The organism is Pseudomonas sp. IT-P218 (genome assembly GCF_949767605.1).
GTDB classification, from domain to species: Bacteria; Pseudomonadota; Gammaproteobacteria; order Pseudomonadales; family Pseudomonadaceae; genus Aquipseudomonas; species Aquipseudomonas putida_AE.
On sequence record NZ_CATKQQ010000055.1, the window covers coordinates 319,621 to 344,023 of the forward strand.

Consider the following 24,403-nt stretch of genomic DNA (forward strand, 5'->3'; position numbering starts at 1 on the left):
GCGGTTTACAGAATGTAAGCCCCTTATTTTTCAGCATTTTTTATAGAGGCACGGGATTACATGGAAATCGGTCTGCGCGAGTGGCTGATCGTCATCGGCATTATTGTCATTGCCGGTATTCTTTTTGATGGCTGGCGCCGTATGCGCGGCGGCAAGGGAAAACTGAAATTCCGTCTCGACCGGAGCCTGTCCAACCTGCCCGAAGAGGACGCCAGCCCCGAGGTGTTGGGCCCGTCCCGCGTGCTGGATACGCACAAGGAACCGCAACTGGACGAGCACGACCTGCCGTCGGTGAGCATGCCGGCCCGGGACTCCCGCGATTCGGGCTCCAAGCGCGGCAAGCGTGGCCATGGCGAGCCTTCCCAGGGCGACATGAACCTCAGCCTGGACCTGGACGGCGGCCCGAGCTTCAGCAGCCGTGACGACGATTTCCCGGATGACACCAAGCCTGCGCCAGCGGTCAGCGACAAGGAACAGCCGCAAGCCGAGGAAGTGCTGGTCATCAGCGTGATCTGCCGCGATCCTGCCGGCTTCAAAGGCCCGGCCCTGCTGCAGAACATTCTCGAAAGCGGCCTGCGTTTTGGCGAAATGGACATCTTCCACCGCCACGAAAGCATGGCCGGCAATGGCGAAGTGCTGTTCTCCATGGCCAACGCGGTCAAGCCGGGCGTGTTCGACCTGGACGACATCGACCACTTCAGCACCCCGGCGGTGAGCTTCTTCCTCGGCCTGCCAGGCCCGCGTCATCCGAAGCAGGCCTTCGACGTGATGGTGGCGGCGGCGCGTAAATTGTCGCAAGAGCTGAACGGCGAACTGAAGGACGACCAGCGCAGCGTATTGACCGCCCAGACGATCGAGCACTACCGTCAGCGCATCGTTGAATTTGAACGTCGCGCATTGACCCAGAAGCGCTGATATTTGCACCGTGTGGATATCCACCTCCACACCCTGTAGGAGCCGGCTTGCTGGCGATGGCGTATTTGAAATCGCCTTCGCCGGCAAGCCGGACTCCTACAATGATTTGTACAGCATCAACAAATTGAGCAGCCTCGGCTGCTCTTTTGCTTTATGAGAGAACACCCATGACTGCCGCCCAAGACCGCATTCTAGAGCTACGCGCCGAGCTGGACCTGCACAACTATCGCTACCACGTGCTGGACGAGCCGAGCATCCCGGACGCCGAGTACGACCGGTTGTTCAACGAGCTCAAGGCCCTCGAAGCGGCCAATCCCGACCTGGTCACCAGCGACTCGCCCACCCAGCGGGTCGGCAGCGCCGCGCTGTCGGCGTTCACCCAGGTGCGCCACGAAGTGCCGATGCTCAGCCTGGGCAACGCCTTCGAAGAAACCGACATGCGCGAGTTCGACCGTCGGGTGACCGAAGGCCTGGACCTGCCGGCCGGTGATCTGTTCGGCGCTGGCGCGGCGGTTGAATACAGCTGCGAACCCAAGCTCGATGGCCTGGCGGTCAGTCTGCTCTATCAGGACGGCATGCTCGTACGCGGAGCAACGCGCGGCGACGGCACCACCGGTGAAGACATCAGCGTCAACGTGCGCACCGTGCGCAACATCCCGCTCAAGCTGCACGGCACCGGCTGGCCGGCGACCCTGGAAGTGCGCGGCGAAGTGTTCATGTCCAAGGCCGGTTTCGAACGGCTCAACGCCACGCAACTGGAAGTCGGTGGCAAGACCTTCGCCAACCCGCGCAACGCCGCGGCCGGCAGCTTGCGCCAGCTGGACTCGAAGATCACCGCCAACCGTCCGCTGGAATTCTGCTGCTACGGCATTGGCCAGGTGTCCGCGGACATCGCCGATACCCACATCGGCAATCTGCAGCAGCTCAAGGTTTGGGGCATGCCCATCAGCCACGAGCTGAAACTGGCGAACGGCATCGACGAATGCCTGGACTACTACCGCGACATCGGCGAACGCCGCAACGCGCTGCCCTATGAAATCGACGGCGTGGTGTTCAAGGTCAACAGCATCGCCTCCCAACGTGAACTGGGCTTCCGCGCCCGCGAACCGCGCTGGGCCATCGCCCATAAATTCCCGGCCATGGAAGAACTCACCGAGTTGCTCGACGTCGAGTTCCAGGTCGGTCGCACCGGTGCGGTGACGCCGGTGGCGCGCTTGAAGCCGGTCAAGGTCGCCGGTGTCACCGTGGCCAACGCGACGCTGCACAACATGGACGAAGTGGCGCGCCTGGGCCTGATGATCGGCGACACGGTGATCATCCGCCGCGCCGGCGACGTGATTCCGCAAGTGGTGCAAGTGGTCACCGAGCGCCGCCCGGAAAACGCCCGGCCAGTACAGATTCCAGAGCAATGCCCGGTGTGCGGCTCCCACGTCGAGCGTACGCAACTGGTCAAGCGCAGCAAGGGCCGCGAGACCGTCAGCGAAGGCGCGGTGTATCGCTGCGTCGGGCGCCTGGCCTGCGGTGCGCAGCTCAAGCAGGCGATCATTCACTTCGTCTCCCGCCGGGCCATGGACATCGAAGGCCTGGGCGACAAAAGCGTCGAACAACTGGTCGACGAAGGCCTGGTGAGTTCACCGGCCGACCTGTACGCCCTGAAGTTCGAAGACATCGTCGATCTGGAAGGCTTTGCCGAACTGTCGAGCAACAAGCTGCTCAGCGCCATCGCCGACAGCAAGAAACCGAGCCTGGCCCGCTTCATCTACGCCCTGGGAATTCCCGATGTCGGCGAAGAGACGGCCAAGGTGCTGGCGCGTTCCCTGGGTTCGCTGGAGCGGGTGCAGAAGGCCTTGCCGCAAGTGCTGACCTACCTGCCGGACGTCGGCCTGGAAGTGGCCCACGAAATTCACAGCTTCTTCGAAGACGCGCACAACCAGCAGGTGATCGACGAACTGCTCAAGCACGGCTTGCAGATTCAGGACCAGGGCGAGCTGGGCGCCGAGTTCGCCGCCAGCACCACCCTGGGCGGTTTCCTCGACAAGCTGCACATCCCTTCGGTAGGGCCGGGCGGGGCGCAGAAACTGGCTGACAAGTTCGGTTCGCTGCAAGCGGTGATCAGCGCCGACTGGCTGGACATGCGTCAGGCATTGCCCGAAAAGCAGGCCACCTCGGTACGTGAGTTTTTCGCCGTCGAGGCCAATCGCCAACTGGCTGAGGACGCCGAGAAACAACTGGCCGATTTCGGCATGCACTGGCAGAGCGAGAAGAAAGTCGTCGAAGGCCTGCCACTGGCCGGACAGACCTGGGTGCTCACCGGTTCGCTGGAACTGATGAGCCGCGATGTGGCCAAGGACAAACTCGAAAGCCTCGGCGCCAAAGTGGCCGGCTCCGTATCGGCCAAGACCCACTGCGTGGTCGCAGGGCCTGGTGCGGGGTCTAAACTGACCAAGGCCAATGAGCTCGGGTTAAAGGTGCTGGATGAAGAAGCATTCGTCGAGTTCCTGAAAGGGCACAACATCACGGTCTGACGCCCTCAAGATCAAAAGATCGCAGCCTGCGGCAGCTCCTACAAGGATCGCGCAAACGCCGCCGTCCCCCTGTAGGAGCTGCCGCAGGCTGCGATCTTTTGATTCACCCCCCGCAAAGCGGGGGAACGATCACCCCCCAGCAATGATCTAGTCTTGGCAAGCCCCAGGGAGAGATCGCTCATGTACCGCTTCTTCGAACAGCTCAGCTCGCGCATCGCCGCCCCCTTCATGGGCGAAAGCTCGCGCAACAGCAAGATCTGGCCCTGTCGTTGCGGCCAGTCGCTGTTCTTTCGCAACAGCCAGTGCCTGGCCTGTTCCGCAGCCCTGGGTTACCAACCCGAGCAAAGTCGCCTGTCCTCGCTACAACCGGGCGAGCAGCCCGACACCTGGCTACTCGACGCCGATCCCGCAGCCGGCATGTTCCGTCGCTGCGCCAACCTCGATTCCCCAGCCGCCTGCAATTGGCTGCTACCAGCCAACGACCACGATGCCCTATGCATCGCCTGCAGCCTGAACCGTACCATCCCCGATTTATCCATCGCCGAAAACCACGAGCGCTGGCGCAAGGTGGAAACCGCCAAGCGCCGCCTGATCGCGCAGTTGCTCAGCCTCGGGTTGCAAGTCATCCCGAAAACCCAGGACGAAGAAACCGGCCTGGCCTTCGACGTCATCGGCGTCGACCTCGAAGGCAAGGCACCCACCACCGGCCACGCCAACGGCCTGATCACCCTCGACATCAAGGAAGCCGACGACGCCCACCGCGAACAGGTGCGGGTGCAGATGCACGAACCCTATCGCACCTTGCTCGGGCATTTCCGTCACGAGGTCGGGCATTATTATTGGGACCGTTTGATTGCCAACAGCGACTGGCTGGAACCCTTTCGCGACCTGTTCGGCGATGAACGCGCCAGCTACGCCGATGCCCTGGAACGGCATTACCAGCAAGGCGCGCCGCTCGACTGGCAGCAGCAGTACGTCAGCGCCTACGCCACCATGCACCCTTGGGAAGACTGGGCCGAAACCTGGGCTCACTATCTGCACATGATGGACGCCGTCGACACCGCGCTCGGCTTTGGCATGAGCGCGCGGGAAATGGACTTCGACTACCAGCCGTTTCCCTCCAGCACCCTCTACGATCCGCAGCACCCCGGCGGCGCCGCCTTCCTGTCGTTCGTCAACGCCTGGATCGAACTGGCCGGCATGCTCAACGAGCTGTCGCGCAGCATGGGCCAGCCGGATTTCTACCCCTTCGTGCTGCCGCCCGCGGTGATCGCCAAGCTGCACTTCATCCACTTGGTGATCCAGCGCGAAGGCGGCAGGGCCGACGAGGTGCTGGCACAATAGTCGCGCATGATGGCAATTCAGTTTCAATTAAGTTGGTTTCGCTAAGGTGGCCCCCGTAGGCAACACATAAAAAATACGGAGACACCCATGAAATCCTTTACTGCCCTGTTCGCCGCATCCCTCATCGGCCTGACCGCCAACCTCGCCCAGGCGCGCGACCTCGGCCCCGACGAAGCCCTGAGGCTGCGCGACGCTGGTACCATTGTGTCTTTCGAGAAGCTCAATGCCACGGCGCTGGCCAAGCATCCCGGCTCCACCGTCACCGAAACCGAACTGGAAGAAGAGTACGGCAAGTACATCTACCAGGTTGAACTGCGCGACCCGCAGGGCATCGAGTGGGACCTGGAGCTGGACGCGGTCAGCGGGCAGATTCTCAAGGATCATCAGGACACGTAATGACGCTGCATTCCTTTTCCCCTCGACGCGCCAGCGCCCGCATGGCCCTGGCGCTGCTGGTTTTCTGCTCGGTGGTCATGGCCCGCGACCTCGACCAGGACGAGGCCCTGCGCCTGCGCCAACAGGGCGTGATCCTGCCGCTCGAGCAGCTTCTGCAAAAAGCGCTGGATCGTTATCCGGGGGCCAAGCTGCTGGAAGCCGAGCTCGAAGAGAAGCACGACGTCTACATTTATGAAGTCGAATTGCTGACCACCGAGGGTGTGGTCCGCGAACTGGACATCGACGCCACCACCGGCCATTTACTCAAAGACAAGGAAGATTGACCGATGCGATTGCTCCTGGTGGAAGACCACGTGCCGCTGGCCGACGAACTGGTGGCCGGCCTCAATCGCCAAGGTTATGCCGTGGACTGGCTGGCCGACGGCCGCGACGCGGTGCACCAGGGCAGCACCGAACCCTATGACCTGATCATCCTCGACCTCGGCCTGCCGGGGCTGCCCGGGCTAGACGTGTTGACCCAGTGGCGCGCCGCCGGCCTGGCGACGCCGGTGCTGATCCTCACCGCCCGCGGTTCCTGGGCAGAGCGCATCGAAGGCCTCAAGGCCGGCGCCGACGACTACCTGACCAAACCTTTCCACCCCGAAGAACTGCACCTGCGCATCCAGGCCCTGTTGCGCCGCTCCCATGGCCAGGTCAATCAACCGACCCTGAAGGCCGCCGGCCTGCAACTGGATGAGGGGCGCCAGTGCGTCACCCGCGATGGCGCCGACATCCAGCTCACGGCCGCCGAGTTTCGCCTGTTGCGTTACTTCATGCTGCACCCGGAACAGATCCTCTCCAAAAGCCACCTGGCCGAACACCTCTACGACGGTGAAACCGAGCGCGATTCCAACGTGCTGGAAGTCCACGTCAACCACCTGCGGCGCAAACTCGGGCGCGACGTGATCGAAACCCGTCGCGGCCAGGGTTACCTGCTGGGTGGGCAAGCCCGGTGAGGTCGATCCAGCGCCGTTTGAGCCTGGGCCTGATCAGCGTGATGGTGATCGTCGGCCTGGTGTTGGCACAAACCAGCCTGTGGCTGTTCGAAGTGGGATTGCAGCGCTACCTCGAAGCCGGCTTGCGCAACGACAGCGAAAACCTGCTGGTGGCGCTGGTGCGCGGCCCCCAGGGTTTGCAACTGGATGAGCGTCTGCTGTCGCCGGCTTACCAGCGGCCGTTTTCCGGCCACTATTTCCGCATCGATTTTGCTGACAGCCACTGGCGCTCCCGTTCACTCTGGGACCAGGAACTGCCACGCCTCGAACGGCCGGGCCTGGAGAGCAACCTGCAACTGGGCCCGGAAGGCCAGCAACTGCTGGTGCTGCGTTCGGACTATCGGCGCCTCGGCCAGTCGATTTCCATCAGCGTGGCCCAGGACTACACCCCGGTGCGCGAGAGCTTCCAGCGCATGCAACAGATCGGCCTCGGCCTGGGGCTGGCGGGCCTGCTGCTAATCCTGCTGCTGCAACGGCTCACCGTGCGCCGCGCCTTGCGCCCGCTGGAAAAGGCCCGGGAACAGATCGCGCAACTGCAACAGGGCCAGCGCTCGCAACTCGACGATCAGGTGCCGATCGAGCTGGAACCACTGGTGACCCAGATCAACCACTTGCTGGCCCACACCGAAGACAGTCTCAAGCGTTCGCGCAATGCCCTGGGCAACCTCGGCCATGCCCTGAAAACCCCATTGGCGGTGTTGTTGAGCCTGGCCTCCAGCGAACAACTCGACGCCCACCCGCAACTGCGCCAGGTCCTCAAGGACCAGCTGGAACAGGTCCGCCTGCGACTCAATCGCGAACTCAACCGCGCCCGCCTGGCCGGCGACGCATTGCCCGGGGCCTTGTTCGATTGCGACGCCGAACTGCCGGGATTGCTCGCCACCCTGAACATGATCCACGGCGAACACCTGCACCTCAGCTATGTCGCGCCCAGCGGCCTGCAGCTGCCCTGGGACCGCGAAGACCTGCTGGAACTGCTCGGCAACCTGCTGGACAACGCCTGCAAATGGGCGGACGCCGAAGTTCGCCTGAGCGTGATCGAAACCGCACAAGCCTACGAGCTGAGCGTGGAAGACGACGGCCCGGGAATTCCCCAGGACCAGCGCGATCAGGTAATCAGCCGCGGCACCCGCCTGGATGAACAGACCGACGGCCATGGCCTGGGCCTGGGCATCGTGCGCGACATCGTCGACAGCTGGGGCGGGCAGCTACTGCTACAAGAAAGCGAGTGGGGCGGCTTGAAAGTGACCATCGACTTACCCAAACGCTGAAACAACGGGGCGATCAACGCCCCTCGAGCAACCCGGCCGCCTGATCCAGCAAGGCCAGCGGATCTTTCGCCTTGTGGATATCCACCGACAACAACTGACGAAACTTGCGCGCGCCCGGAAACCCGGTACCCAGCCCCAGCACATGGCGAGTGATATGGTGCATCGCGCCACCGGCTTCCAGGTGCGCAGCGATATAAGGTCGCAACTGCGCCAACGCCTCGGCGCGAGAGATCACCGGCGCGCTGCTGCCAAACAACTGCTGATCCACCTCGGCCATCACATAGGGATTGTGATAAGCCTCACGCCCGAGCATCACCCCGTCGAACGTCTGCAAATGCTCGTGACAGGCTTCCAGGCTCTTGATCCCGCCGTTGAGAATAATCTCCAGCTCCGGAAAATCCGCCTTCAACCGCGCAGCCACGTCATAACGCAGCGGCGGAATATCGCGATTCTCCTTCGGCGACAACCCCTCCAGAATCGCAATCCGCGCATGCACGGTAAAACTGTTGCAACCTGCATCACGCACCGTGCCAACGAAATCGCACAGCTCTTCATAGCTGTCACGCCCATTGATCCCGATCCGATGCTTCACCGTCACCGGAATCGACACCGCATCACGCATCGCCTTCACACAATCGGCCACCAACTGCGGATGCCCCATCAGGCACGCGCCGATCATATTGTTCTGCACCCTGTCACTGGGGCAGCCCACATTCAGATTCACCTCATCGTACCCATGCTCCTGCGCCATCCGCGCACAAGCCGCCAAGTCCAACGGCACACTGCCACCCAACTGCAACGCCAACGGATGCTCGGCCTCGTTGTGCCGCAGGAACCGCTCGTGATCACCGTTGAGCAAGGCACCGGTGGTGACCATTTCGGTGTAGAGCAGCGCGTGTTTGGAAAGCAGGCGCAGGAAGAAACGGCAGTGACGGTCGGTCCAATCCATCATCGGAGCGACGGAGAAACGACGGGAGAGCGGGGCGGGTGTGGCGTTGGATACGGACATGGGGGATCTGGAATCGGTGAGGCTGGGAGGTGGGGGAGTTTATCAGGATTGGGGGTTTGGTGAGTCTTGCGCCTTCTACAGCCATCGGAAACGCCGTAATTAGCTGCGTTTTCAACGGTCCTAGGCTCTGTACGAAATCCCGAGAAACCCAATCGACGCCCCTAGGACGCTGAAATTTTGTAGAGTCCCCCGCCATCGACGGAAAGGAATTCTGTGATGGCAAAGCGTTACGAACTCTCGGACGAGGCCTGGGGAGTAGTCTCCGATCTCTTCATCGAAACCCATGGCCGAGGAAGGCCGCGACTGAGCGACCGCCTGATGCTCGACGGCGTGCTCTGGGTGCTCTGCTCGGGTGCAGCGTGGCGAGATATGCCGGAGCGCTACGCCGCTACTGCGACAAATATCGAATGCAACCCGTCATCCCTCTGCGCTCGATGAAGCGCAAGCCTAAGCCCGGTTTACCCAGACTCTTCGATCGGCCCAAGTACCGTCAGCGCAACATCATCGAGCGCATGTTTGGCTGGCTGAAAGAACCGCCGGATCGTAACGCGCTTCGACAAACTCGCGAAAAGCTACGCCGCCATGGTCTCACTGGCTTGTTCCATGCGGTGTTTGCGACATCTCTTTTCGTACAGAGCCTAGCTATTCGACATCCATAACGTCTTTTCGGCAACATATAGCATGTGCATCGCGCTCGCGTCGGTCGGAGGATAATCGGGATGAAGGAATTCGCCGCCCACAACTCTCGTCATCCCCAGCCGCTGCATTACAATTTCAGAACGCTTGTTCGCCAATGCAGTAAAAGCGTAAACGCGGGGCACATCCAAGGTGCTAAATGCATAATCGAGAGCCGCGCGAGCTGCTTCGGTCGCATAACCCTTGCCCCAATAGTCGCGACCAAGTCGCCACCCCACCTCTAAGGCCGGACCGAATGGAAAATCATCTCCGAGCCAATGGAGGCCAACTGCGCCGACCAACGAGCCATCATCGATACGTTCGGCAGCCCAGAAAGTTGGCTCGCCGCCTTCAGAAAGCCGCGTCAGTTGGTCAACTACATCGCAGGTCTCAGACGCAGTCTTCGTGCCCCCGAGGAACTGCATTACCTCAGGGTCAGCATGGATTACGCAAAGCAGGGGCTTATCCGCCTCTCGCCAATCCCTGAGCTTCAACCGGTCTGTTTCAATCATTCTTTCCCTCATAGCGAACAGGCTTGTTCCCGCTGCCACAATATCATCGTGCCCTTTACAAGTCCCCGTTCTCAATTTATCGAGCGGCGGCTTATGGGAGCTCCCAGGCATGGAATGAATGACCAGAACGGAGACAAGAATGACTTGGGTGTAAGACCTGGAACGGCTAATAGCAAGGTGTTCTCGTTATGAGTTACTTATGAGTACTAGGCTCTGTACGAAAAGTTTTGTGGGAGCGGCGGTGCGGCGATCCGACTTGTCCCGCGATGGAGTGCGAAGCGCTCCTGTAACCGATATCAAATAGTGTCAAAGAAGCCGCGCATTCAGGCTTTGCTGCCGCGTTGCGGCAGATCGCGGGGCAAGCCCGCTCCCACAACGATGGATGACCATACTTTTCGTACAGAACCTAGAGCGCGTGTTTAAAAAACACTCAGTGATTCTTATCAAGAGCCAATTCAAATGAGCGCTCAGCTCGCGCCAGGTGTTCGAGTGGCAGAGGATGACCCGCCCCGAAACCCTCACCGACATTCAGCGCGCCGCCCATCTCCGATACTGCCCCCAAGTCACTCTCGGCAATTCAACATTTCCACTGATTTGCGAAACGGTGTGTCATGAACTGGATAGTCTCCGTCGCGAGATGTACATAACCCACGTTCGAACATTCGTATATTCCAGTCCAAAGGGCCCTAGCGCCGACAAGAAAATTCAGACTGGAGAAACGAGATGGCCAAAGCTGTTCGCTTTTACGAAACCGGTGGACCCGAAGTGCTTTGTTATGAAGACGTCGAGGTCGGTGAACCGGGGCCGGGACAGGCTCGCGTTCGACATAGCTACATCGCGGTCAATTTCATCGACATCTACCACCGCACTGGCTATTACCCTTCTCAACTGCCGGGCGGCCTCGGTTCGGACGCTGTCGGTGTCGTCGAAGCGGTAGGGCCGGGTGTGACCGATATCAAGGTCGGAGACCGGGTCGGTTATCTGATGGGGCCGCAAGGTGCCTATTCCGACGTGCGTTTGATTCCCGCCGAGGTGCTGATTCCGTTGCCAGACGGGATATCGGATCGCACAGCGTCGACGCTCATCATGAAGGGCCTGACGGCGCAATATCTTTTCCGTCAGGTTTATCCGTTGAAGGGTGGCGAGACGATTCTCTACCACGCGGCTGCCGGTGGCGTCGGCCTGATCGCTTGCCAATGGGCGCGTGCGCTTGGGGTCACGATGATCGGCACCGTCAGCAGTGACGAAAAGGCGGAAATCGCCAAGGCCAACGGTTGCACGCATACGATCGTCACCTCTCGCGAGAACATCGCAGAGCGTGTGCGCGAACTGACGGATGGCCAAGGTGTACCCGTCGTCTATGACTCTGTTGGCAAGGACACCCTGCAGGCTTCGCTGGACAGCCTGCAAGTGCGTGGCACCCTCGTCAGCAACGGCACGAGTTCCGGCCCCGTCAATGTCGATGCGCTGACGCTTGCCCTGAAGGGATCAATTTGGTTCACGCGTCCGGCGATGGTGCATTACATCAAGCCTCGCTCGCACATGCTCTCCATGGCCAAGGAGCTGTTCGACCTGGTGCTTGCCGGGAAAATTTCGAGCGAGCCGAAACAGATCTTCGCGCTCGCCGAGGCCGCCGACGCGCATCGCATGCTGGAGTCGCGAAAGACGATCGGGGCGACTGTGCTGGTTCCGTGACGTCAAGGAAGAATCAGGAGACTTTGCGTAATGCACATAAAACAACAAACCTGTGCGCTGGGCGCCGAACTGGTGGGCGTGAAGCTGGCGGATGCCATTCACGATGACGATTTGTTCGCCGAGATCCGCGGGGCAATGCTCAAGTATCGTGTCCTGTTCCTGAGGAATCAGGACATCAGCAGCGCAGAACACGTAGCGTTTGCGCGGCGCTTTGGTGATCTCGAGGATCACCCGGTCGCGGGCAGTGATCCGGATTATCCAGGCCTGGTCCGTATCTACAAGACACCGGATCAATCACCCGACCGATACGAAAATGCTTGGCACTCCGATGCCACCTGGCGGGAAGCACCACCCTTCGGAGCAGTGTTGCGGTGCGTTGAATGCCCTCCAGTTGGCGGAGACACGATGTGGGCAAACATGGCGCTGGCTTATGAAAACCTGCCTGCCCATATCAAGGACAAGATTGCCAACTTGAGGGCTCGCCACAGTATCGAGGCCACCTTTGGCGCATCGATGCCGATGGATAAGCGTCTGGCACTCAAAGCCCGATTTCCGGACGCAGAGCATCCAGTCGTGCGAACGCATCCGCAAACTGGCGAGAAGGTGTTGTACGTGAATGTCTTTACCACGCACTTCACCAATTTTCACACCAGTGAGCATGTCCGCTACGGGCAGGACGCGAACCCCGGTGCCGGGGAATTGCTGCGTTATCTGCTAAGTCAGGCATACATCCCGGAGTACCAGGTGCGTTGGCGCTGGGAGCCCAACAGTGTCGCCATCTGGGACAACAGCGCTACGCAACACTATGCAGTAATGGATTATCCGGCGTGCCATCGAAAGATGGACCGAGCCGGAATCATAGGCACCAAGCCCTATTAGATATTTCTTCCTGTCGACTGACAAAAACGCGTCACCCAACAATACGTCCTCGGAGATACCCATGAATTTCATTGACGGTTCGCTGTACCCCGAAAACCAGGAAAAACTGGTCATCACTGTGGCTCCCTATGGCCCTCAGTTCGAGGTCAGTGACTTCCCGGAAGACATTCCGGTCACCATGGATGAGCAAGTTCAGAAGGCTGTCGACTGCTATGAAGCCGGTGCCACTGTGCTGCACCTGCATGTGCGCGAACTCGACGGCAAAGGCTCAAAACGCTTGTCCAAGTTCAACGAACTGATCGCCGGAGTACGTGAAGCTGTACCGGATATGATCATTCAGGTGGGTGGCTCGATTTCATTTGCGCCCGAATCGGAAGGCGAGGTCGCGAAATGGCTGTCTGACGACACACGCCACATGCTGGCCGAGCTGACACCGAAGCCGGATCAGGTGACCCTGGCTATCAACTCGAACCAGTTCAACATCATCGAGGCGCTGTCCGAGGTCGATCTCGCCGGAACTTCGTTCGCTGATCCGGTGAAGCAGCTCGCCTACCGCGAAATGACCATTCCGGCCGGCCCCGGGTGGGTGGAAGAGCACGTCAAGCGCCTGAGCGCGAATGGCATCCAGGTGCAGTTCCAGATGGGCAACATCAACTCACTGGAAACCGTCGAACGCATGATGCGCCGCGGCGTTTGCAACGTGCCTTTGATTCTGACCTGGATTCCCATCGGTGGCGGCGCTGACGCGATGACGCCGTACAACATGACCAATTTCATGCGCGCAGTGCCGGACGGTGCAGTGCTGACATTCGAGGGCCAGATGAACAACGTGCTGCCGCTTAACATGATGGCCATTGCGATGGGCCTGCATGTGCGCTGTGGTATCGAAGACACGATCTGGACGCCTGATCGTTCGCGCAAGATGAGCAGCGTGGAGCAGATCCAGCAACTGGTGCGCATCGCCAATGAATGTGCACGACCGGTTGCCAATGGCAAGGAGGCGCGCGAAATCTACAAGATCGGCACGTTCTACAAGGACGCGGATGAAACCCTGGCCGCGAACGGATTCACACCGAATCGCAAGCCGCATCAGTAACGGATCTACCCTCACCCAAGACCTGTGCTATCGATGGCCAGCCAGACTGGCCAGGGCAGGGGACGCTTAACGTTCCCTGCCGTCTAACCTAATAACAACAAGACACATCGAATCAAGGATCTGCCATGGCTTTCCATCACGCCACCGTCGGTGACGGCGCGGACGTCGCCGTCAGCGTTCCCCGTACGTTTGCCTGGGTTGTGTTCGCACTGACCTTTGGCCTGCTGATTTCCGATTACATGTCACGCCAGGTGCTCAACGCGGTTTTCCCGCTACTGAAGGCCGAATGGGCGCTGAGTGACGCACAGTTGGGGATGCTCAGCAGTATCGTCTCGGTCATGGTCGGTGTGCTGACCATTCCATTGTCGTTGCTCGCGGACCGTTGGGGACGCGTCAAGAGCCTGGTGCTGATGGCCATGTTCTGGAGCCTGGCGACACTGGGGTGCGCCATTGCGGAAAACTTCAATCAGATGTTTGTCGCGCGCTTTCTGGTAGGTGCCGGTGAGGCCGCCTATGGCAGTGTCGGTATTGCCGTGGTGTTATCCGTTTTCCCCAAACACATGCGCGCCTCCCTGTCGGGCGCGTTCATGGCCGGCAGCATGTTCGGTTCGGTGCTGGGCATGGCGTTGGGCGGCGTCATCGCTGCGCACCTGGGGTGGCGTGTCGCGTTCACCAGCATGGCACTGTTCGGGATGTGCCTGGCGGTGATTTACCTGATTGTCGTGCGTGAGCGACGCATTACCGCGCAACGCCCATGCAGTTCGCAGGGCCGGGCCGCAGGAGCCCCCGTTAAACGGCCACTGGCCACACTGTTTGCCAGTCGCTCGGTGATCTGCGCCTACATTGGCAATGGCCTCCAGCTGTTTGTCGTTGGCTCGGTACTCGCCTGGTTTCCGAGCTATTTGAATCGCTACTACCACATGAACACCGACAAGGCCGGCATGCTTTCGGCGTTGATCGTCCTGATCGGCGGTGGCGGCATGATCCTGTGTGGCATGTTGAGTGATCGCCTGTGCCGCAATGCACCAGACCGCAAAATCACCTTGGCCATCGCTTATTGCCTGATCAGCGGATTGTTACTGGGAGTGGCTTTCCATTTGCCGCCCGGTGCCTTGCAACTCACCTTGATCAGCATGGGGATGCTGGTTGCCAGTGGCACTTGCGGGCCGGCCGGTGCCATGGTGGCTAATCTGACCCATCCTTCGGTGCACGCCACGGCATTCGCGGTGCTGGCGTTGGCCAACAATATTTTGGGTCTGGCGCCTGGCCCACTGGTCACCGGCATGCTGGCCGACGCGGTCAGCCTGGACCACGCCTTCCAGATCATCCCGCTGATGGCCGTCGCGTCTGCCCTGGTGTTCTGGTACGGCAAGCGTCACTACCACCGCGATATCGGAAAGTTGCGGGCGCCTGGCTCCGCCCCGGTGGTGGGAGCGGCGCCATGAGATTCATCCGTTGATGTTGCTGCATCCGGGCTTGACCTGAGCACCTTTTATTTCGGCCGCTTCGCTCTGGCCGTCTGCCTGTACCAAGAGAGACTGATATGAACGAGAAACCCATTTTCCAGCCCAGCGCCGAGCGCATCTCCAACACGCGCCTGATGGCTTTCATGCAATTTGCGCAGTCGCGTACCGGGCATGATTTCACTGACTACGACGCATTGTGGCGTTGGTCGGTCGAAGAGATTGAGCAGTTTTGGCCGCTTGTCTGGGAATTTTGTGGCGGCGTCGGCAAACTGGGTGATGTGGTGCTGGAAAACAGTGGCCAGATGCCCGGTGCACGCTGGTTCCCGAATGCGCAATTGAACTACGCGCAGTCGATGCTGGCGCGCCGCGACGACGCAGATGCCTTGGTCTTCTGGGGTGAAGACAAGGTCCGCCGGCGCTTGTCCCGAGCTGAACTCTATAACCAGGTTTCTCGCTTTCGCCAGGGCCTGGAAGCATTGGGCATCGGCAAGGGCGATCGCGTTGCAGCCGTCATGCCAAACATGCCCGAAACCCTGGTTGCCATGCTGGCCACCGCCTCGCTCGGCGCAGTCTGGTCCTCGGCCTCACCCGACTTCGGTGTGCAGGGAGTGCTCGACCGTTTCGGGCAAATCGAGCCCAAGCTGCTGTTGTGCGTAGACGGCTATTGGTACAACGGCAAACGCGTCGATTGCCTGGCGAAAAATGCTGAAGTAGCGGCTCGACTGCCGAGCCTCCTGCGTACCGTAGTCGTGCCGTATGTCGAGGACGTGCCGGATGTTGCCAATATTGTCGGCGGAGTTCGTTTCGCTGACTTTATCGAGCCCTATGCCGCTGTCGAGATCGCGTTTGTCGAGGTGCCTTTCGACCATCCGTTGTTCATCCTGTTTTCCTCCGGGACGACCGGTGTCCCCAAGTGCATCGTTCATGGTCATGGCGGCTCATTGCTGCAACACCTCAAGGAACACCAGTTGCACACCGATGTGCATGCCGATGATCGCCTGTTCTACTTCAGCACTTGCAGCTGGATGATGTGGAATTGGCTGGTGTCCGGCCTGGCGTCCGGGGCAACGGTGCTGCTCTACGACGGATCACCGTTTATCGCAGGCCGTGACGGACGTCCTGGCAGTATTCTTTTCGATTACGCCGACGACGAAGGCATGACCCATTTCGGCACTTCGGCGAAGTTTATCGATGCGTTGCTCAAGCAGGAGCTTTCGCCACGGCACAGCCATTCGTTGACGGCGTTGCGGGCTTTTCTGTCGACCGGCAGCCCACTGGCTCCAGAGGGGTTCGATTACGTCTACCGCGAGATCAAGAGCGACTTGCACCTGGCCTCGGTCGCCGGCGGGACCGACATCCTGTCGGGCTTCGTGGTCGGCGTACCTATCCAGGCTGTGTATCGCGGTGAAATCCAGCGTGCGGGTCTGGGCATGGCGGTGGCGGTTTTCGATGAGCAAGGTGAATCCGTACGCGAAGTCAAAGGTGAGCTGGTGTGCACCCGGCCGTTCCCATGCATGCCGGTAGGTTTCTGGAATGACACTGATGGCTCGCGCTATCACGCGGCCTATTTCGCCCGTTTCAGCAACATCTGGTGCCATGGCGACTTTGCCGAGATCAATGGTCGTGGCGGTTTCGCTATCTATGGGCGCTCCGACGCCACCCTGAATCCCGGAGGCGTACGCATCGGCACTGCGGAGATTTACCGCCAGGTTGAGCTACTGCCGGAAATTGTCGAATCGTTGGTGATCGGGCAGGAATGGGCGGGCGACACCCGCGTCGTTCTGTTCGTGAAGCTGCGTGATGGCCAACAGCTCGACGATGATCTGGTGGCGCGGGTTAAACAGCAGGTGCGCAACAACACCACACCACGTCACGTTCCTGCGAAGGTCCTGCAAGTCGTGGATATACCCCGGACCAAGAGCGGCAAGATCGTTGAGCTGGCTGTTCGTAATGTCGTTCATGGTGAGTCGGTGAAGAACGTCGAGGCACTCGCCAATCCCGAGGCGTTGGAATACTTCCGTGATCGCAGTGAGCTGACTGTCTAAGGGCCGGGGAGAGGCGCATGGGGGCACTGCAATGGTGCCCCCTGGGTGCAAAAACTTCCCGAGCTTGATACTTGTTCTATTCCTGGTAGTCGAGGTTTTGGCGCCGCCAGGCTGTCGGTGTCATGCCGTACTGAGCGGTGAACCAGCGGGTGAATGAACTTGGGGTCGAGTAGCCAAGCAGACCTGCGACCTGGCTGAAGGAGTAACGTGGGTTCGCCATGTAACGGTTCAAAAGTTCGCGTCGTACTTGATCATGCAGTTCGGAGAAACTGACGCCGCTGTCTTCCAGTCTGCGTTGCAAGGTGCGCACATTTACGTCGAGGGATTGGGCGACCAGACTGATCGAGGCCCGATCCATGGGTAGCAGCAGGTAAATGGCCTGGCGTACTTCATTCAGGGTCGAGCCCTTGCTGGCCCCAGGCAATGCTTCGAAAAACTCTCGTGCATAGTTCGCCATTACCGGGTCAGCGGTAGGATTCGCCGTATTCAAATCAGCGACAAGGCAGACAATGCCATTGAACTGGCAGTTGAATTCAACGTTACAGCCAAATACCCGACGGTGGACGTTCAGGTCTGCCGGGGCGTTGTGAGTGAAGCTTACGCTCTGTGGGCGCCAACTCTTGCCGAGCAACGCACTGCAAAGTCGATGCAGCACCCCGATTGCCAGTTCGATACTTTGCCGCTTTGGCGTGGCCGGGTCGATTGTGATTTCCTCACGGATGATCACTATCTTGTCTGTCTCCGAGATATCCATTGCCAGGGATTCGTTGAGCAGGTGCCGGTATTGTCCGATGGTGGTCAAGGCATCGCGCAGGGTTGGCTGGTGGGTGAGCAACAAGCTGATTGCGCCGAAACTCGAAAGCTGTCGTGACTCAGCCATGCGCAGGCCAAACGTTTCGCAACCACTGGCCTTTGCCGACGCTTCAAGCAACTTTGCCACAACTGTCATGGGGATGCGCAATTCCGGATTCTTCAACATCGCCTTGCTGAGTGCGAACTCATTGAGCAGTGGCAGAGGATTGAGAGCCAGTTGCGTGCACAATTCCAGGTAATTCGTCAGGGCAGCTGTACGTGCCATTAGGGCCATGATGTTGACCTCGTTGTTGTGTTTATTGCCCCATCCTGCCCAGTGCAGAAGTGAAAAAATCGTCTGAAGTGGCAAGTGAATATTTCAAAATCAGGCCCTTTATAGAGGTTTGAGCGAGAAATGAAAACCGTCCTGCCTGCATCCTCCAAAGTAATTTTGCAGACCTTAAATGTTGGGGTTTCGGGCGTTGTACTTTTCGGAATTTGTCGTGAAATGGGCAGTGGCTGGCACCAAATGTACAGCATGGAGGTCCGGTAAAACTTACCTTGCCACACCACGGTTCGAAGTGGATAGGGTCCCTGTACTTGCTGTTTAGCGGCGGGAGAACAGTGGGACAACACCTGAAATACGGGAGTGAGAAAAAACACCATGCTGACTACAAAAATAATCAAGCCAGCGCCAGACGCTTATGCCTACCCGCTACTGATCAAGCGCTTGCTGCTGTCGGGGGTACGGTACGAACCAGATCAGGAAATCGTCTATGCGGACAAACTGCGGTACAGCTACCGCATGCTTCATGAGCGAATCCAGCGCCTGGCCAATGCCCTGACGGCGGCGGGCGTCAAGGCTGGGGATACCGTAGCGCTGCTCGACTGGGACAGCCATCGCTATCTGGAGTGTTTTTTTGCGGTCCCGATGATCGGCGCAGTTCTGCACACCGTGAACATCCGACTGTCCGCAGACCAGGTGCGCTACACCATGAATCATGCTGAAGATGATCTGGTGCTGGTCCATGACGATTTTATCCCCCTGATCGAGCAGATTCACGACGGGCTATCGACCGTCAAAGGTTACATCCAACTCTCTGACGACGTTGCAGCCGTTACGGATTTGCCCGTGCTGGGGGAGTATGAGTCTTTGCTGGGCAAGGCCAGTGCAAACTACGACTTCCCGGATTTTGATGAAAACTCGGTGGCGACCCTTTTCTACACAACCGGTACTACGGGTAATCCTAAAGGTGTGTATTTCTCGCACCGCCAATTGGTGCTGCACACCTTGAATGCAGTCGGGACGTTAGGTGCCTATCAAGGCCAACCGTTATTACGTTCCGATGACGTCTACATGCCAATCACTCCCATGTTTCATGTGCATGCCTGGGGCGTGCCTTATGTCGCCACATTGATGGGGGTCAAGCAGGTATATCCCGGTCGATACGAGCCCAATCGCCTGGTCAGTCTCTTTCGCGAAGAGAAGGTCACTTTTTCCCATTGCGTGCCCACAATCCTGCAAATGATCCTGGGATGCGAAGAGGCCACCCGGACTAACCTGTATGGCTGGAAAATGCTCTTGGGCGGAAGCTCCCTGACCATGGGTATCGCGCAGCGAGCGACCAGCCGTGGCATACGTGTGCATGCTGCATATGGGATGTCCGAGACCTGTCCATTGCTCTGCACCACCTACCTGCATGCGCAGGATCTTGAATTACCTGCACAAGCTCAGCTCCCCAGTCGAATCAAGACGGGGATGCCATTACCGATGGTCGATTTGAAAATCATCGATGCGGGCGGCAATGACGTTCCTCATGATGGTGAGTCGCTGGGTGAAGTCGTGGTGCGAACGCCATGGTTGACCCAAGGTTATTTCAAGGATGAGGAACAGAGTGCAGAACTGTGGCACAACGGATGGCTGCACACCGGTGACATGGCTTCGATCGATTCCCGGGGGGTGGTGGAAATCAAGGATCGAATCAAGGATGTGATCAAGACGGGAGGGGAATGGGTCAGTTCGCTTGAACTGGAGAGCCTGATCAGCGAACACTCATCGGTCAGCGCTGTCGCTGTAGTCGGCATCGCCGATGAGCAATGGGGCGAGCGCCCGATAGCCCTGGTAGTCTGCGTACCAGGCAAACACCTCGACCAGGCATTGCTCGAAGCCCATCTACAACCGTTTGTGGCGTCTGGCCGTATCAACAAATGGGCGATTCCGAGACGGTTCAAGTTCGTCACGGAGATTCCTAAAACCAGTGTTGGAAAGATCAACAAGAAACTGATTCGGGAATCTGAGACCAACTGAACACATCATAGGGACACAGACCATCTCAAAAGCGCATACATTGCCCTCCTGGGAGTACGTGAGGTGGTCGGCATGCGAGTCTCTGGCGCATGTAGCTCACGAATTGGGTCGAGCAGCGGGGAGGTAAGCATTCAGCGTAGCAGTCGGATGTTGAAATAGGGGGACTTACAGCCGCCCGCACTCGACTACCTGAGACTACAAACTAAGAACCGATAGTATCCCTGACAGGCCTGTGTGAAAGCTTGCTTAAAAACTGCTACAAAGCTGAATGAGTAAAGCCGATCGGACCGGCGGGCCGGGGACACAGCGGATACCTACATCCAATCCATTATCGGGGCGACGGAGAAACGGCGGGAGAGGGCAGGTGTGGCGTCGACTCGAGCTACCTGAGTAGCTACGTTCATTGTGGCGAGGGGGGCTTGCCCTATTCGTCAGCGTAGTAGTTGTAAAGCACCATTGGTGTAGAAGCCCATTCTTACTCCAATGGTGTTTTGGCAGAAATGGAACAGATTTATTTTTTCGTCCCCTTTTTCCTCTCCGAACCTGTATATGTCTAGTCCTTCAATAGGTTTACACCGGCTTCACCCTTTTATGCACAGGTTTCGCTACTCATGGGTCGGCACTGCGCAAGCGTAGGGCCGACTTTTCATCGTGCTCTTAGCTGGATAAGTTCATGTGTAGTAGTGGAAACGGTCTGCCTTCACCGTCCAAAGGAGAGCGACCTGTTTGAACGAACCCGTAATGGAGATAGAAGCCTACCGCCTGGGGATTTTGCTCGTTTACGTCAACGCTCATCGTATAGCGCGAACTGCGGGCGTGATTCAGTAGCGCACGGCCTATACCTTGGCCGCGAAGATCAGGATCAATGAAGAGCATTTCTACGTGGTTTTGATTGAGTCCAATAAAGCCAAGCGGACAGTGTTTCACGCCTAACGCAATCCATACGTCAACAACGGGTAGATAGATGTCGCGAAGCTGCGGAAGCAGAGCGTCTATGTCGGACTCTTGAAGGAAGTGGTGAGTAGCGCTAACGGATCGCAGCCAAATGTCGAGCAGTTGCGGGTAGTCGGCAGCATTGGCCTGACGAATGATCATGAAATCAACCTTATACACTTGATATCGAAATAGAGGCACGCCAGTAAATAGCGGCCGCGTAAGTGTCGGCATCTGTATGACCGCTTCGCGAGTTAACGCCTGGGCGGTGCACGGCAGAGGTAGCCGAAAAGGAGGGGAGGTGAAAAATACTTTGTGTTTTTCGATGCGTCAAGAAAACGGGCGCTTGAGAAGCGTCAAGTGCGCGCTCAATCAAAACACCCGTCTCACCTGAGATGTTTTCCCTGAGCATCGAATTGTGAGCACAATGCTAAACACGCTTACGCATGATAAACTCTTACGAAGTCAAACAAATAACCAGTAAGAGCTCGAACAGCATGCTGATACTACTTAAAGGGGAAGCCAAAGGTTTAAAGGTTGCACCTCGCTGGCCATCCTCTAAAGTATTAATTGAAGAAAATGTATTTCTTAAGTTGCTTGAAGTCCAGTCAAAACTCCCATCATCCATTAAGCTACTGCTCGTTCGTGGATATGAAAATAAAAGTAGCAGGCTTGGTATGTTCAGGCACATATCAAGATGGCTAGGTATCAAGCTATTTTGCACATGCTACCCCAGGCGAAAGAGCGAGGTGGATGATATATTTGGCTCCAATGGGCATGACGTGGATGGCTCTCATGTAGATGTGTCAATTGTTCTGGATGGAAAAAGACTGCGATTTTTGCCCCTGGGAGTCTTTACATCGTTGAGTCTTCAACATAGTAGAACGGAGGAGCACCTTACTGTTATTAAACTCGTCAAAGGAGCACTTGAGCAGTGCGACTTCAGTATCCACCACAACCAAACAGAGAGCATGCAAATCCATTGTGACTATAATGGGTGACTACAGTGACGAAGACGGCCTGTTTGTTGGGCACATCGTGGATATCAAGGATGTCGTGGGTTTTCATGGCGAGTCGGTCAGTGAGCTCCGAGTGGCATTTGAAGAGGCCGTCACCGATTACCTGGCGACCTGCACCAAACTCGGACGCGCACCGTAGAAACCCTACTCGGGTAACCTGAGCTTGTGCCTGGCGCAGAGCCCAATGAATACGAGCGGAGCAACGATCATGGAATACGACGAAAAACTGATTGAAGACGCCGTGCTTGCCCTGTTGGCAACCTTCAGTTCGGACGACGGCAATGCCTGGAAAGGGTTCGACTTCGAGATCATGAACCGATTGCATGAGCACGGTTTCATCAGTAATCCGGTGAACAAGAACAAATCGATCTGGTTGACGCAGGAAGGGCTGGAGCGAGGTCGGCAGATAGCCGATCGATTGTTTGGGGTAGCTCCAGGGGAGCCTGCATCCGACTCGCGTTCCTGAGTGCCACATGAGAACAAGTCAGCGGTAACGCCACCATCGGCCAGGTGGTTTTTTGGATTGCATACGGATGAACAGGAGGTGTTGGGAAGGCGCAGTCCTCTACCTTCACCACTTGGTGCGGGGCGTTGTCGAGTGTGAAAGACACCGAGGATTTGAAGGCGATCGCCGCGCACGCGATAAGGAATTAGATAGGACCAGTTTGGTACTGCCCATTCGCGCGTCTGTTTGACTCGCCCTTCACGGCCCATGGCCGGAAACTGAGCCAATTTATCTACACTGGCGAAAATTGCATCGGAAAAGTCGTCAGCGGCCTTGGGATTTTCAAGAGCAATATAGTTGGCTTCGTCTTCCAGGTTTTTGAGTGTTTTTTCCAGCCACTCAACCCGCATTCCGACTCCAGCGCCGAGCGCGCATCGCCGCCACTTGGTCTTCGCTGGCGAAATTGCCTTGGTCAGCTTCCTTTACCGCCAATTCGATCTGTGCGGTCAAGGTCCTTTCGTGCTCGATGTAGTCGCGCAGAACATCCATCGCCAGGTAGCTTGCAGTTTGGCCGTTTGTCTTGGCCAGTTCGACGAGAGAATTCGACAAGTCTTCCGGCAGGTCCAGGGATATCCCAGTCATGGCAGCCTCGATGATGGACGTTTGTCGGGCATCTTACACCGTCAAGCGCCCGCTTGAATCAACAGGCTGTCGCGAGGTGTGTCTCGACATAAATCATTTTCTTTTCTGCACAGATTTAGCCGGTTGCTGGAGATGATAGAGGCTTAAAGGAGCGCTGGCTAAACAAGGTCATCTTCGTCGTCTTTCAGGTGGCGATACCAACCATACAACGCCAAGGCAAGGATGGCGAAGATGATGACTATGAGGAGGATGGCTATGTAACGCATTTTACTCAGTGCCTTCGGCGTGAGTGTCTGTTTGGAATGCGTCCTTGCCGGTGAGCGAATGTAAGCTCCCGGCAAACAGCTGTCTTTAATACATAAGTTTGGGGGAAGGGTAGCGGTTGGACCGACGCCGGGAGAGTTGTGCGCAAACCACCGATCCTGAACGAACCCTGTCACTCATCCAGGTTTCATTATAGGCGACGGGTCAGCGGCCTAGAATGAAGGCGTCGGCTCAAATCACCGCGCCTCCCCACAGGAATCCGAAAATGATCTCAACCCAAATCAAAGTCGCGCTAATCGCCAGCGCTTTGCTGTTGAGCGCCTGTTCGGGGACGAGTACCCACAGCTGTTATTCCGAAGACTGCCAGCCGTCTGCTGGCTTTACCCCAAGTCACAGCAACAACCCCGGCAAACTGAATTTCCAGGGCAGTGCGCTTGGCAGCAGTTTCAGTGAATACAGCTCAGGTTTGCTGCAGGGCGACTGATTCGTCGCGAATTTCAGAACGGCCTTCTTGATCTGACGATCAAGCCTCAACGCTGGGCAAACGTATCCGCCCGACTCCCCGACACCTTCCGGCAATGCACCAGCGCATCGCGAATCATGAAGTTCACCAGCGTCGGTGACACGCCCAACTCCTTGGCGATGTCCTTCTGCGGCACGCCATGCAAGCGGTACATCTCGAAGGCATAACGCGTGCGGCTTGGCAGTTCGGTCAGGGCGTCGGCGATGTTTTCCAGGGTGGAGAAGTTGATGTGCGAGGTTTCTGGTGAGGCGCCCTGGATGACCACGTTTAGGCCTTCTTCTTCAGGGCCGGAGTATTTCTGCTCCAGGGCCTGCTTGCGGTAGTGGTCGATGGCCAGGTTGCGCACGATCTGGAACAGGTAGCTGAGCTGCGCCTTGAACGAGGAGGTGATGTTCGGCGCCGATTGCAGGCGGAAGAACGCGTCCTGCACCACATCTTCAGCGCGCGAGCGGCAGCCGGTGATGCGGGCTGCAATCTTGACCAGTATCAGTCGATTGTCGACGAATGCCTGAAGTAGCGGCGAATCGCACCTGCTTGTGGACGCTTGTTCCGTCATGGAGATCACCTTGCTGCCAATAGGTTAGTGGGACGACAAGAAGGCCGGGGCCGCCCTAC

The 24,403-nt window shown here is 58.1% G+C and carries 22 protein-coding genes and 3 pseudogenes; 18 read left to right on the top strand and 7 right to left on the bottom strand.

Going from position 1 to position 24,403, the window contains the following annotated elements; translation table 11 throughout:
- The first annotated feature begins 60 nt into the window (after window positions 1-60).
- The 7 genes from zipA (at window position 61) to ACM6I6_RS24205 (ending at window position 7,485) form a co-directional block, all read left to right on the top strand.
- Window positions 61-915 carry a cell division protein ZipA gene (gene zipA / locus ACM6I6_RS24175; protein WP_274073196.1) on the top strand — a complete coding sequence of 285 codons (855 nt, stop codon included), beginning with the start codon at window positions 61-63 and terminating at the stop codon, window positions 913-915.
- A gap of 167 nt (window positions 916-1,082) precedes the next feature.
- Complete coding sequence (ligA, locus tag ACM6I6_RS24180; RefSeq protein WP_414920813.1) at window positions 1,083-3,440, top strand: NAD-dependent DNA ligase LigA; 2,358 nt, start codon at window positions 1,083-1,085, stop codon at window positions 3,438-3,440.
- Between the two features lie 180 nt (window positions 3,441-3,620).
- Complete coding sequence (locus ACM6I6_RS24185) at window positions 3,621-4,784, top strand: putative zinc-binding metallopeptidase (RefSeq protein ID WP_414920814.1); 1,164 nt, start codon at window positions 3,621-3,623, stop codon at window positions 4,782-4,784.
- A gap of 87 nt (window positions 4,785-4,871) precedes the next feature.
- Entirely contained in the window at window positions 4,872-5,180 is a 309-nt protein-coding gene (locus tag ACM6I6_RS24190) for a PepSY domain-containing protein (protein ID WP_274073199.1), read from the top strand.
- Window positions 5,180-5,503, top strand: coding sequence for a PepSY domain-containing protein (locus ACM6I6_RS24195; protein ID WP_414920815.1), 324 nt, complete (start codon window positions 5,180-5,182; stop codon window positions 5,501-5,503). The genes ACM6I6_RS24190 and ACM6I6_RS24195 overlap by 1 nt, the downstream gene beginning before the upstream one ends.
- A gap of 3 nt (window positions 5,504-5,506) precedes the next feature.
- Window positions 5,507-6,175, top strand: a complete 669-nt coding sequence (locus ACM6I6_RS24200) for a response regulator transcription factor (RefSeq protein WP_274073201.1) — start codon at window positions 5,507-5,509, stop codon at window positions 6,173-6,175.
- Entirely contained in the window at window positions 6,172-7,485 is a 1,314-nt protein-coding gene (locus tag ACM6I6_RS24205) for a sensor histidine kinase (RefSeq protein ID WP_274073202.1), read from the top strand. Before ACM6I6_RS24200 ends, ACM6I6_RS24205 begins: the two co-directional genes overlap by 4 nt.
- A 13-nt stretch (window positions 7,486-7,498) precedes the next feature.
- On the opposite strand, the gene dusA is transcribed toward ACM6I6_RS24205, so the two are convergent.
- The gene (gene dusA / locus ACM6I6_RS24210; protein ID WP_414920816.1) at window positions 7,499-8,494 is read right to left on the bottom strand and encodes a tRNA dihydrouridine(20/20a) synthase DusA; all 996 of its coding nucleotides are present in this window, start codon (window positions 8,492-8,494) and stop codon (window positions 7,499-7,501) included.
- Between the two features lie 216 nt (window positions 8,495-8,710).
- On the opposite strand from dusA, the gene ACM6I6_RS24215 reads away from it, so the two are divergent.
- Window positions 8,711-8,932 (top strand): transposase, encoded by a 222-nt coding sequence (locus tag ACM6I6_RS24215; protein WP_414920817.1) that lies wholly within the window; start codon window positions 8,711-8,713, stop codon window positions 8,930-8,932.
- A gap of 200 nt (window positions 8,933-9,132) precedes the next feature.
- Here ACM6I6_RS24215 and ACM6I6_RS24220 read toward each other — a convergent pair whose 3' ends face one another.
- On the bottom strand, window positions 9,133-9,681 hold the full coding sequence (locus ACM6I6_RS24220; protein ID WP_414920818.1) for a GNAT family N-acetyltransferase: 549 nt from the start codon (window positions 9,679-9,681) through the stop codon (window positions 9,133-9,135).
- A 463-nt stretch (window positions 9,682-10,144) separates the two neighbouring features.
- On the opposite strand from ACM6I6_RS24220, the pseudogene ACM6I6_RS24225 reads away from it, so the two are divergent.
- The 6 genes and pseudogenes from ACM6I6_RS24225 to ACM6I6_RS24250 all read left to right on the top strand — a co-directional run.
- Window positions 10,145-10,234 (top strand): annotated as a pseudogene (locus ACM6I6_RS24225) (DNA adenine methylase); the annotation flags it as partial.
- Window positions 10,235-10,404: 170 nt separating this feature from the next.
- On the top strand, window positions 10,405-11,376 hold the full coding sequence (locus tag ACM6I6_RS24230) for a quinone oxidoreductase (protein ID WP_323607102.1): 972 nt from the start codon (window positions 10,405-10,407) through the stop codon (window positions 11,374-11,376).
- Window positions 11,377-11,406: 30 nt separating this feature from the next.
- Window positions 11,407-12,255 carry a TauD/TfdA dioxygenase family protein gene (locus tag ACM6I6_RS24235; RefSeq protein ID WP_274073248.1) on the top strand — a complete coding sequence of 283 codons (849 nt, stop codon included), beginning with the start codon at window positions 11,407-11,409 and terminating at the stop codon, window positions 12,253-12,255.
- A gap of 61 nt (window positions 12,256-12,316) precedes the next feature.
- Complete coding sequence (locus tag ACM6I6_RS24240; protein WP_274073249.1) at window positions 12,317-13,351, top strand: 3-keto-5-aminohexanoate cleavage protein; 1,035 nt, start codon at window positions 12,317-12,319, stop codon at window positions 13,349-13,351.
- A 125-nt stretch (window positions 13,352-13,476) separates the two neighbouring features.
- On the top strand, window positions 13,477-14,796 hold the full coding sequence (locus ACM6I6_RS24245; protein ID WP_323607103.1) for an MFS transporter: 1,320 nt from the start codon (window positions 13,477-13,479) through the stop codon (window positions 14,794-14,796).
- Window positions 14,797-14,894: 98 nt separating this feature from the next.
- Window positions 14,895-16,862 (top strand): acetoacetate--CoA ligase, encoded by a 1,968-nt coding sequence (locus ACM6I6_RS24250; RefSeq protein WP_323628119.1) that lies wholly within the window; start codon window positions 14,895-14,897, stop codon window positions 16,860-16,862.
- Window positions 16,863-16,938: 76 nt separating this feature from the next.
- On the opposite strand, the gene ACM6I6_RS24255 is transcribed toward ACM6I6_RS24250, so the two are convergent.
- Entirely contained in the window at window positions 16,939-17,949 is a 1,011-nt protein-coding gene (locus tag ACM6I6_RS24255; RefSeq protein WP_274073287.1) for an AraC family transcriptional regulator, read from the bottom strand.
- Window positions 17,950-18,318: 369 nt separating this feature from the next.
- Here ACM6I6_RS24255 and ACM6I6_RS24260 point away from each other — a divergent pair, with 369 nt between their 5' ends.
- Window positions 18,319-19,962, top strand: coding sequence for a fatty acid--CoA ligase (locus ACM6I6_RS24260; protein WP_406591226.1), 1,644 nt, complete (start codon window positions 18,319-18,321; stop codon window positions 19,960-19,962).
- Window positions 19,963-20,619: 657 nt separating this feature from the next.
- Here ACM6I6_RS24260 and ACM6I6_RS24265 read toward each other — a convergent pair.
- Complete coding sequence (locus ACM6I6_RS24265; protein WP_274073253.1) at window positions 20,620-21,057, bottom strand: acetyltransferase; 438 nt, start codon at window positions 21,055-21,057, stop codon at window positions 20,620-20,622.
- An 831-nt stretch (window positions 21,058-21,888) separates the two neighbouring features.
- On the opposite strand from ACM6I6_RS24265, the pseudogene ACM6I6_RS24270 reads away from it, so the two are divergent.
- Window positions 21,889-22,050 (top strand): annotated as a pseudogene (locus tag ACM6I6_RS24270) (type II toxin-antitoxin system HicB family antitoxin); the annotation flags it as partial.
- A gap of 72 nt (window positions 22,051-22,122) precedes the next feature.
- Window positions 22,123-22,380, top strand: coding sequence for a DUF6429 family protein (locus tag ACM6I6_RS24275; RefSeq protein WP_274073288.1), 258 nt, complete (start codon window positions 22,123-22,125; stop codon window positions 22,378-22,380).
- Window positions 22,381-22,499: 119 nt separating this feature from the next.
- Here the strand turns inward: ACM6I6_RS24275 and ACM6I6_RS24280 are convergent.
- Together ACM6I6_RS24280 and ACM6I6_RS24285 are read right to left on the bottom strand one after the other, a co-directional pair.
- Window positions 22,500-22,769, bottom strand: a pseudogene (locus ACM6I6_RS24280) (type II toxin-antitoxin system RelE/ParE family toxin); the annotation flags it as partial.
- A complete protein-coding gene (locus ACM6I6_RS24285) occupies window positions 22,759-23,001 on the bottom strand; it encodes a CopG family transcriptional regulator (protein ID WP_323607106.1) in 243 nt (80 codons plus the stop codon). The pseudogene ACM6I6_RS24280 and the gene ACM6I6_RS24285, both read right to left, overlap by 11 nt.
- Before the next feature lie 529 nt (window positions 23,002-23,530).
- Here ACM6I6_RS24285 and ACM6I6_RS24290 point away from each other — a divergent pair.
- Window positions 23,531-23,749, top strand: coding sequence for a hypothetical protein (locus ACM6I6_RS24290; RefSeq protein ID WP_274073255.1), 219 nt, complete (start codon window positions 23,531-23,533; stop codon window positions 23,747-23,749).
- A gap of 46 nt (window positions 23,750-23,795) precedes the next feature.
- On the opposite strand, the gene ACM6I6_RS24295 is transcribed toward ACM6I6_RS24290, so the two are convergent.
- Entirely contained in the window at window positions 23,796-24,344 is a 549-nt protein-coding gene (locus tag ACM6I6_RS24295) for an RNA polymerase factor sigma-70 (RefSeq protein ID WP_188265168.1), read from the bottom strand.
- Between the last annotated feature and the right edge of the window lie 59 nt (window positions 24,345-24,403).

Excerpts from the sequence above, each read along its gene's own strand:
- ACM6I6_RS24230 (WP_323607102.1), top strand. The coding sequence starts at position 10,405 with ATGGCCAAAGCTGTTCGCTTTTACGAAACCGGTGGACCCGAAGTGCTT.
- ACM6I6_RS24295 (WP_188265168.1), bottom strand. The coding sequence starts at position 24,344 with ATGACGGAACAAGCGTCCACAAGCAGGTGCGATTCGCCGCTACTTCAG.
- ACM6I6_RS24235 (WP_274073248.1), top strand. The coding sequence starts at position 11,407 with ATGCACATAAAACAACAAACCTGTGCGCTGGGCGCCGAACTGGTGGGC.
- ACM6I6_RS24265 (WP_274073253.1), bottom strand. The coding sequence starts at position 21,057 with ATGATCATTCGTCAGGCCAATGCTGCCGACTACCCGCAACTGCTCGAC.
- ACM6I6_RS24215 (WP_414920817.1), top strand. The coding sequence starts at position 8,711 with ATGGCAAAGCGTTACGAACTCTCGGACGAGGCCTGGGGAGTAGTCTCC.
- ACM6I6_RS24285 (WP_323607106.1), bottom strand. The coding sequence starts at position 23,001 with ATGACTGGGATATCCCTGGACCTGCCGGAAGACTTGTCGAATTCTCTC.
- ACM6I6_RS24290 (WP_274073255.1), top strand. The coding sequence starts at position 23,531 with ATGATCTCAACCCAAATCAAAGTCGCGCTAATCGCCAGCGCTTTGCTG.
- ligA (WP_414920813.1), top strand. The coding sequence starts at position 1,083 with ATGACTGCCGCCCAAGACCGCATTCTAGAGCTACGCGCCGAGCTGGAC.
- ACM6I6_RS24240 (WP_274073249.1), top strand. The coding sequence starts at position 12,317 with ATGAATTTCATTGACGGTTCGCTGTACCCCGAAAACCAGGAAAAACTG.
- ACM6I6_RS24200 (WP_274073201.1), top strand. The coding sequence starts at position 5,507 with ATGCGATTGCTCCTGGTGGAAGACCACGTGCCGCTGGCCGACGAACTG.
- ACM6I6_RS24260 (WP_406591226.1), top strand. The coding sequence starts at position 18,319 with ATGCTGACTACAAAAATAATCAAGCCAGCGCCAGACGCTTATGCCTAC.
- ACM6I6_RS24185 (WP_414920814.1), top strand. The coding sequence starts at position 3,621 with ATGTACCGCTTCTTCGAACAGCTCAGCTCGCGCATCGCCGCCCCCTTC.
- ACM6I6_RS24195 (WP_414920815.1), top strand. The coding sequence starts at position 5,180 with ATGACGCTGCATTCCTTTTCCCCTCGACGCGCCAGCGCCCGCATGGCC.
- ACM6I6_RS24220 (WP_414920818.1), bottom strand. The coding sequence starts at position 9,681 with ATGATTGAAACAGACCGGTTGAAGCTCAGGGATTGGCGAGAGGCGGAT.
- dusA (WP_414920816.1), bottom strand. The coding sequence starts at position 8,494 with ATGTCCGTATCCAACGCCACACCCGCCCCGCTCTCCCGTCGTTTCTCC.
- ACM6I6_RS24190 (WP_274073199.1), top strand. The coding sequence starts at position 4,872 with ATGAAATCCTTTACTGCCCTGTTCGCCGCATCCCTCATCGGCCTGACC.
- ACM6I6_RS24250 (WP_323628119.1), top strand. The coding sequence starts at position 14,895 with ATGAACGAGAAACCCATTTTCCAGCCCAGCGCCGAGCGCATCTCCAAC.
- zipA (WP_274073196.1), top strand. The coding sequence starts at position 61 with ATGGAAATCGGTCTGCGCGAGTGGCTGATCGTCATCGGCATTATTGTC.
- ACM6I6_RS24255 (WP_274073287.1), bottom strand. The coding sequence starts at position 17,949 with ATGGCCCTAATGGCACGTACAGCTGCCCTGACGAATTACCTGGAATTG.
- ACM6I6_RS24245 (WP_323607103.1), top strand. The coding sequence starts at position 13,477 with ATGGCTTTCCATCACGCCACCGTCGGTGACGGCGCGGACGTCGCCGTC.
- ACM6I6_RS24275 (WP_274073288.1), top strand. The coding sequence starts at position 22,123 with ATGGAATACGACGAAAAACTGATTGAAGACGCCGTGCTTGCCCTGTTG.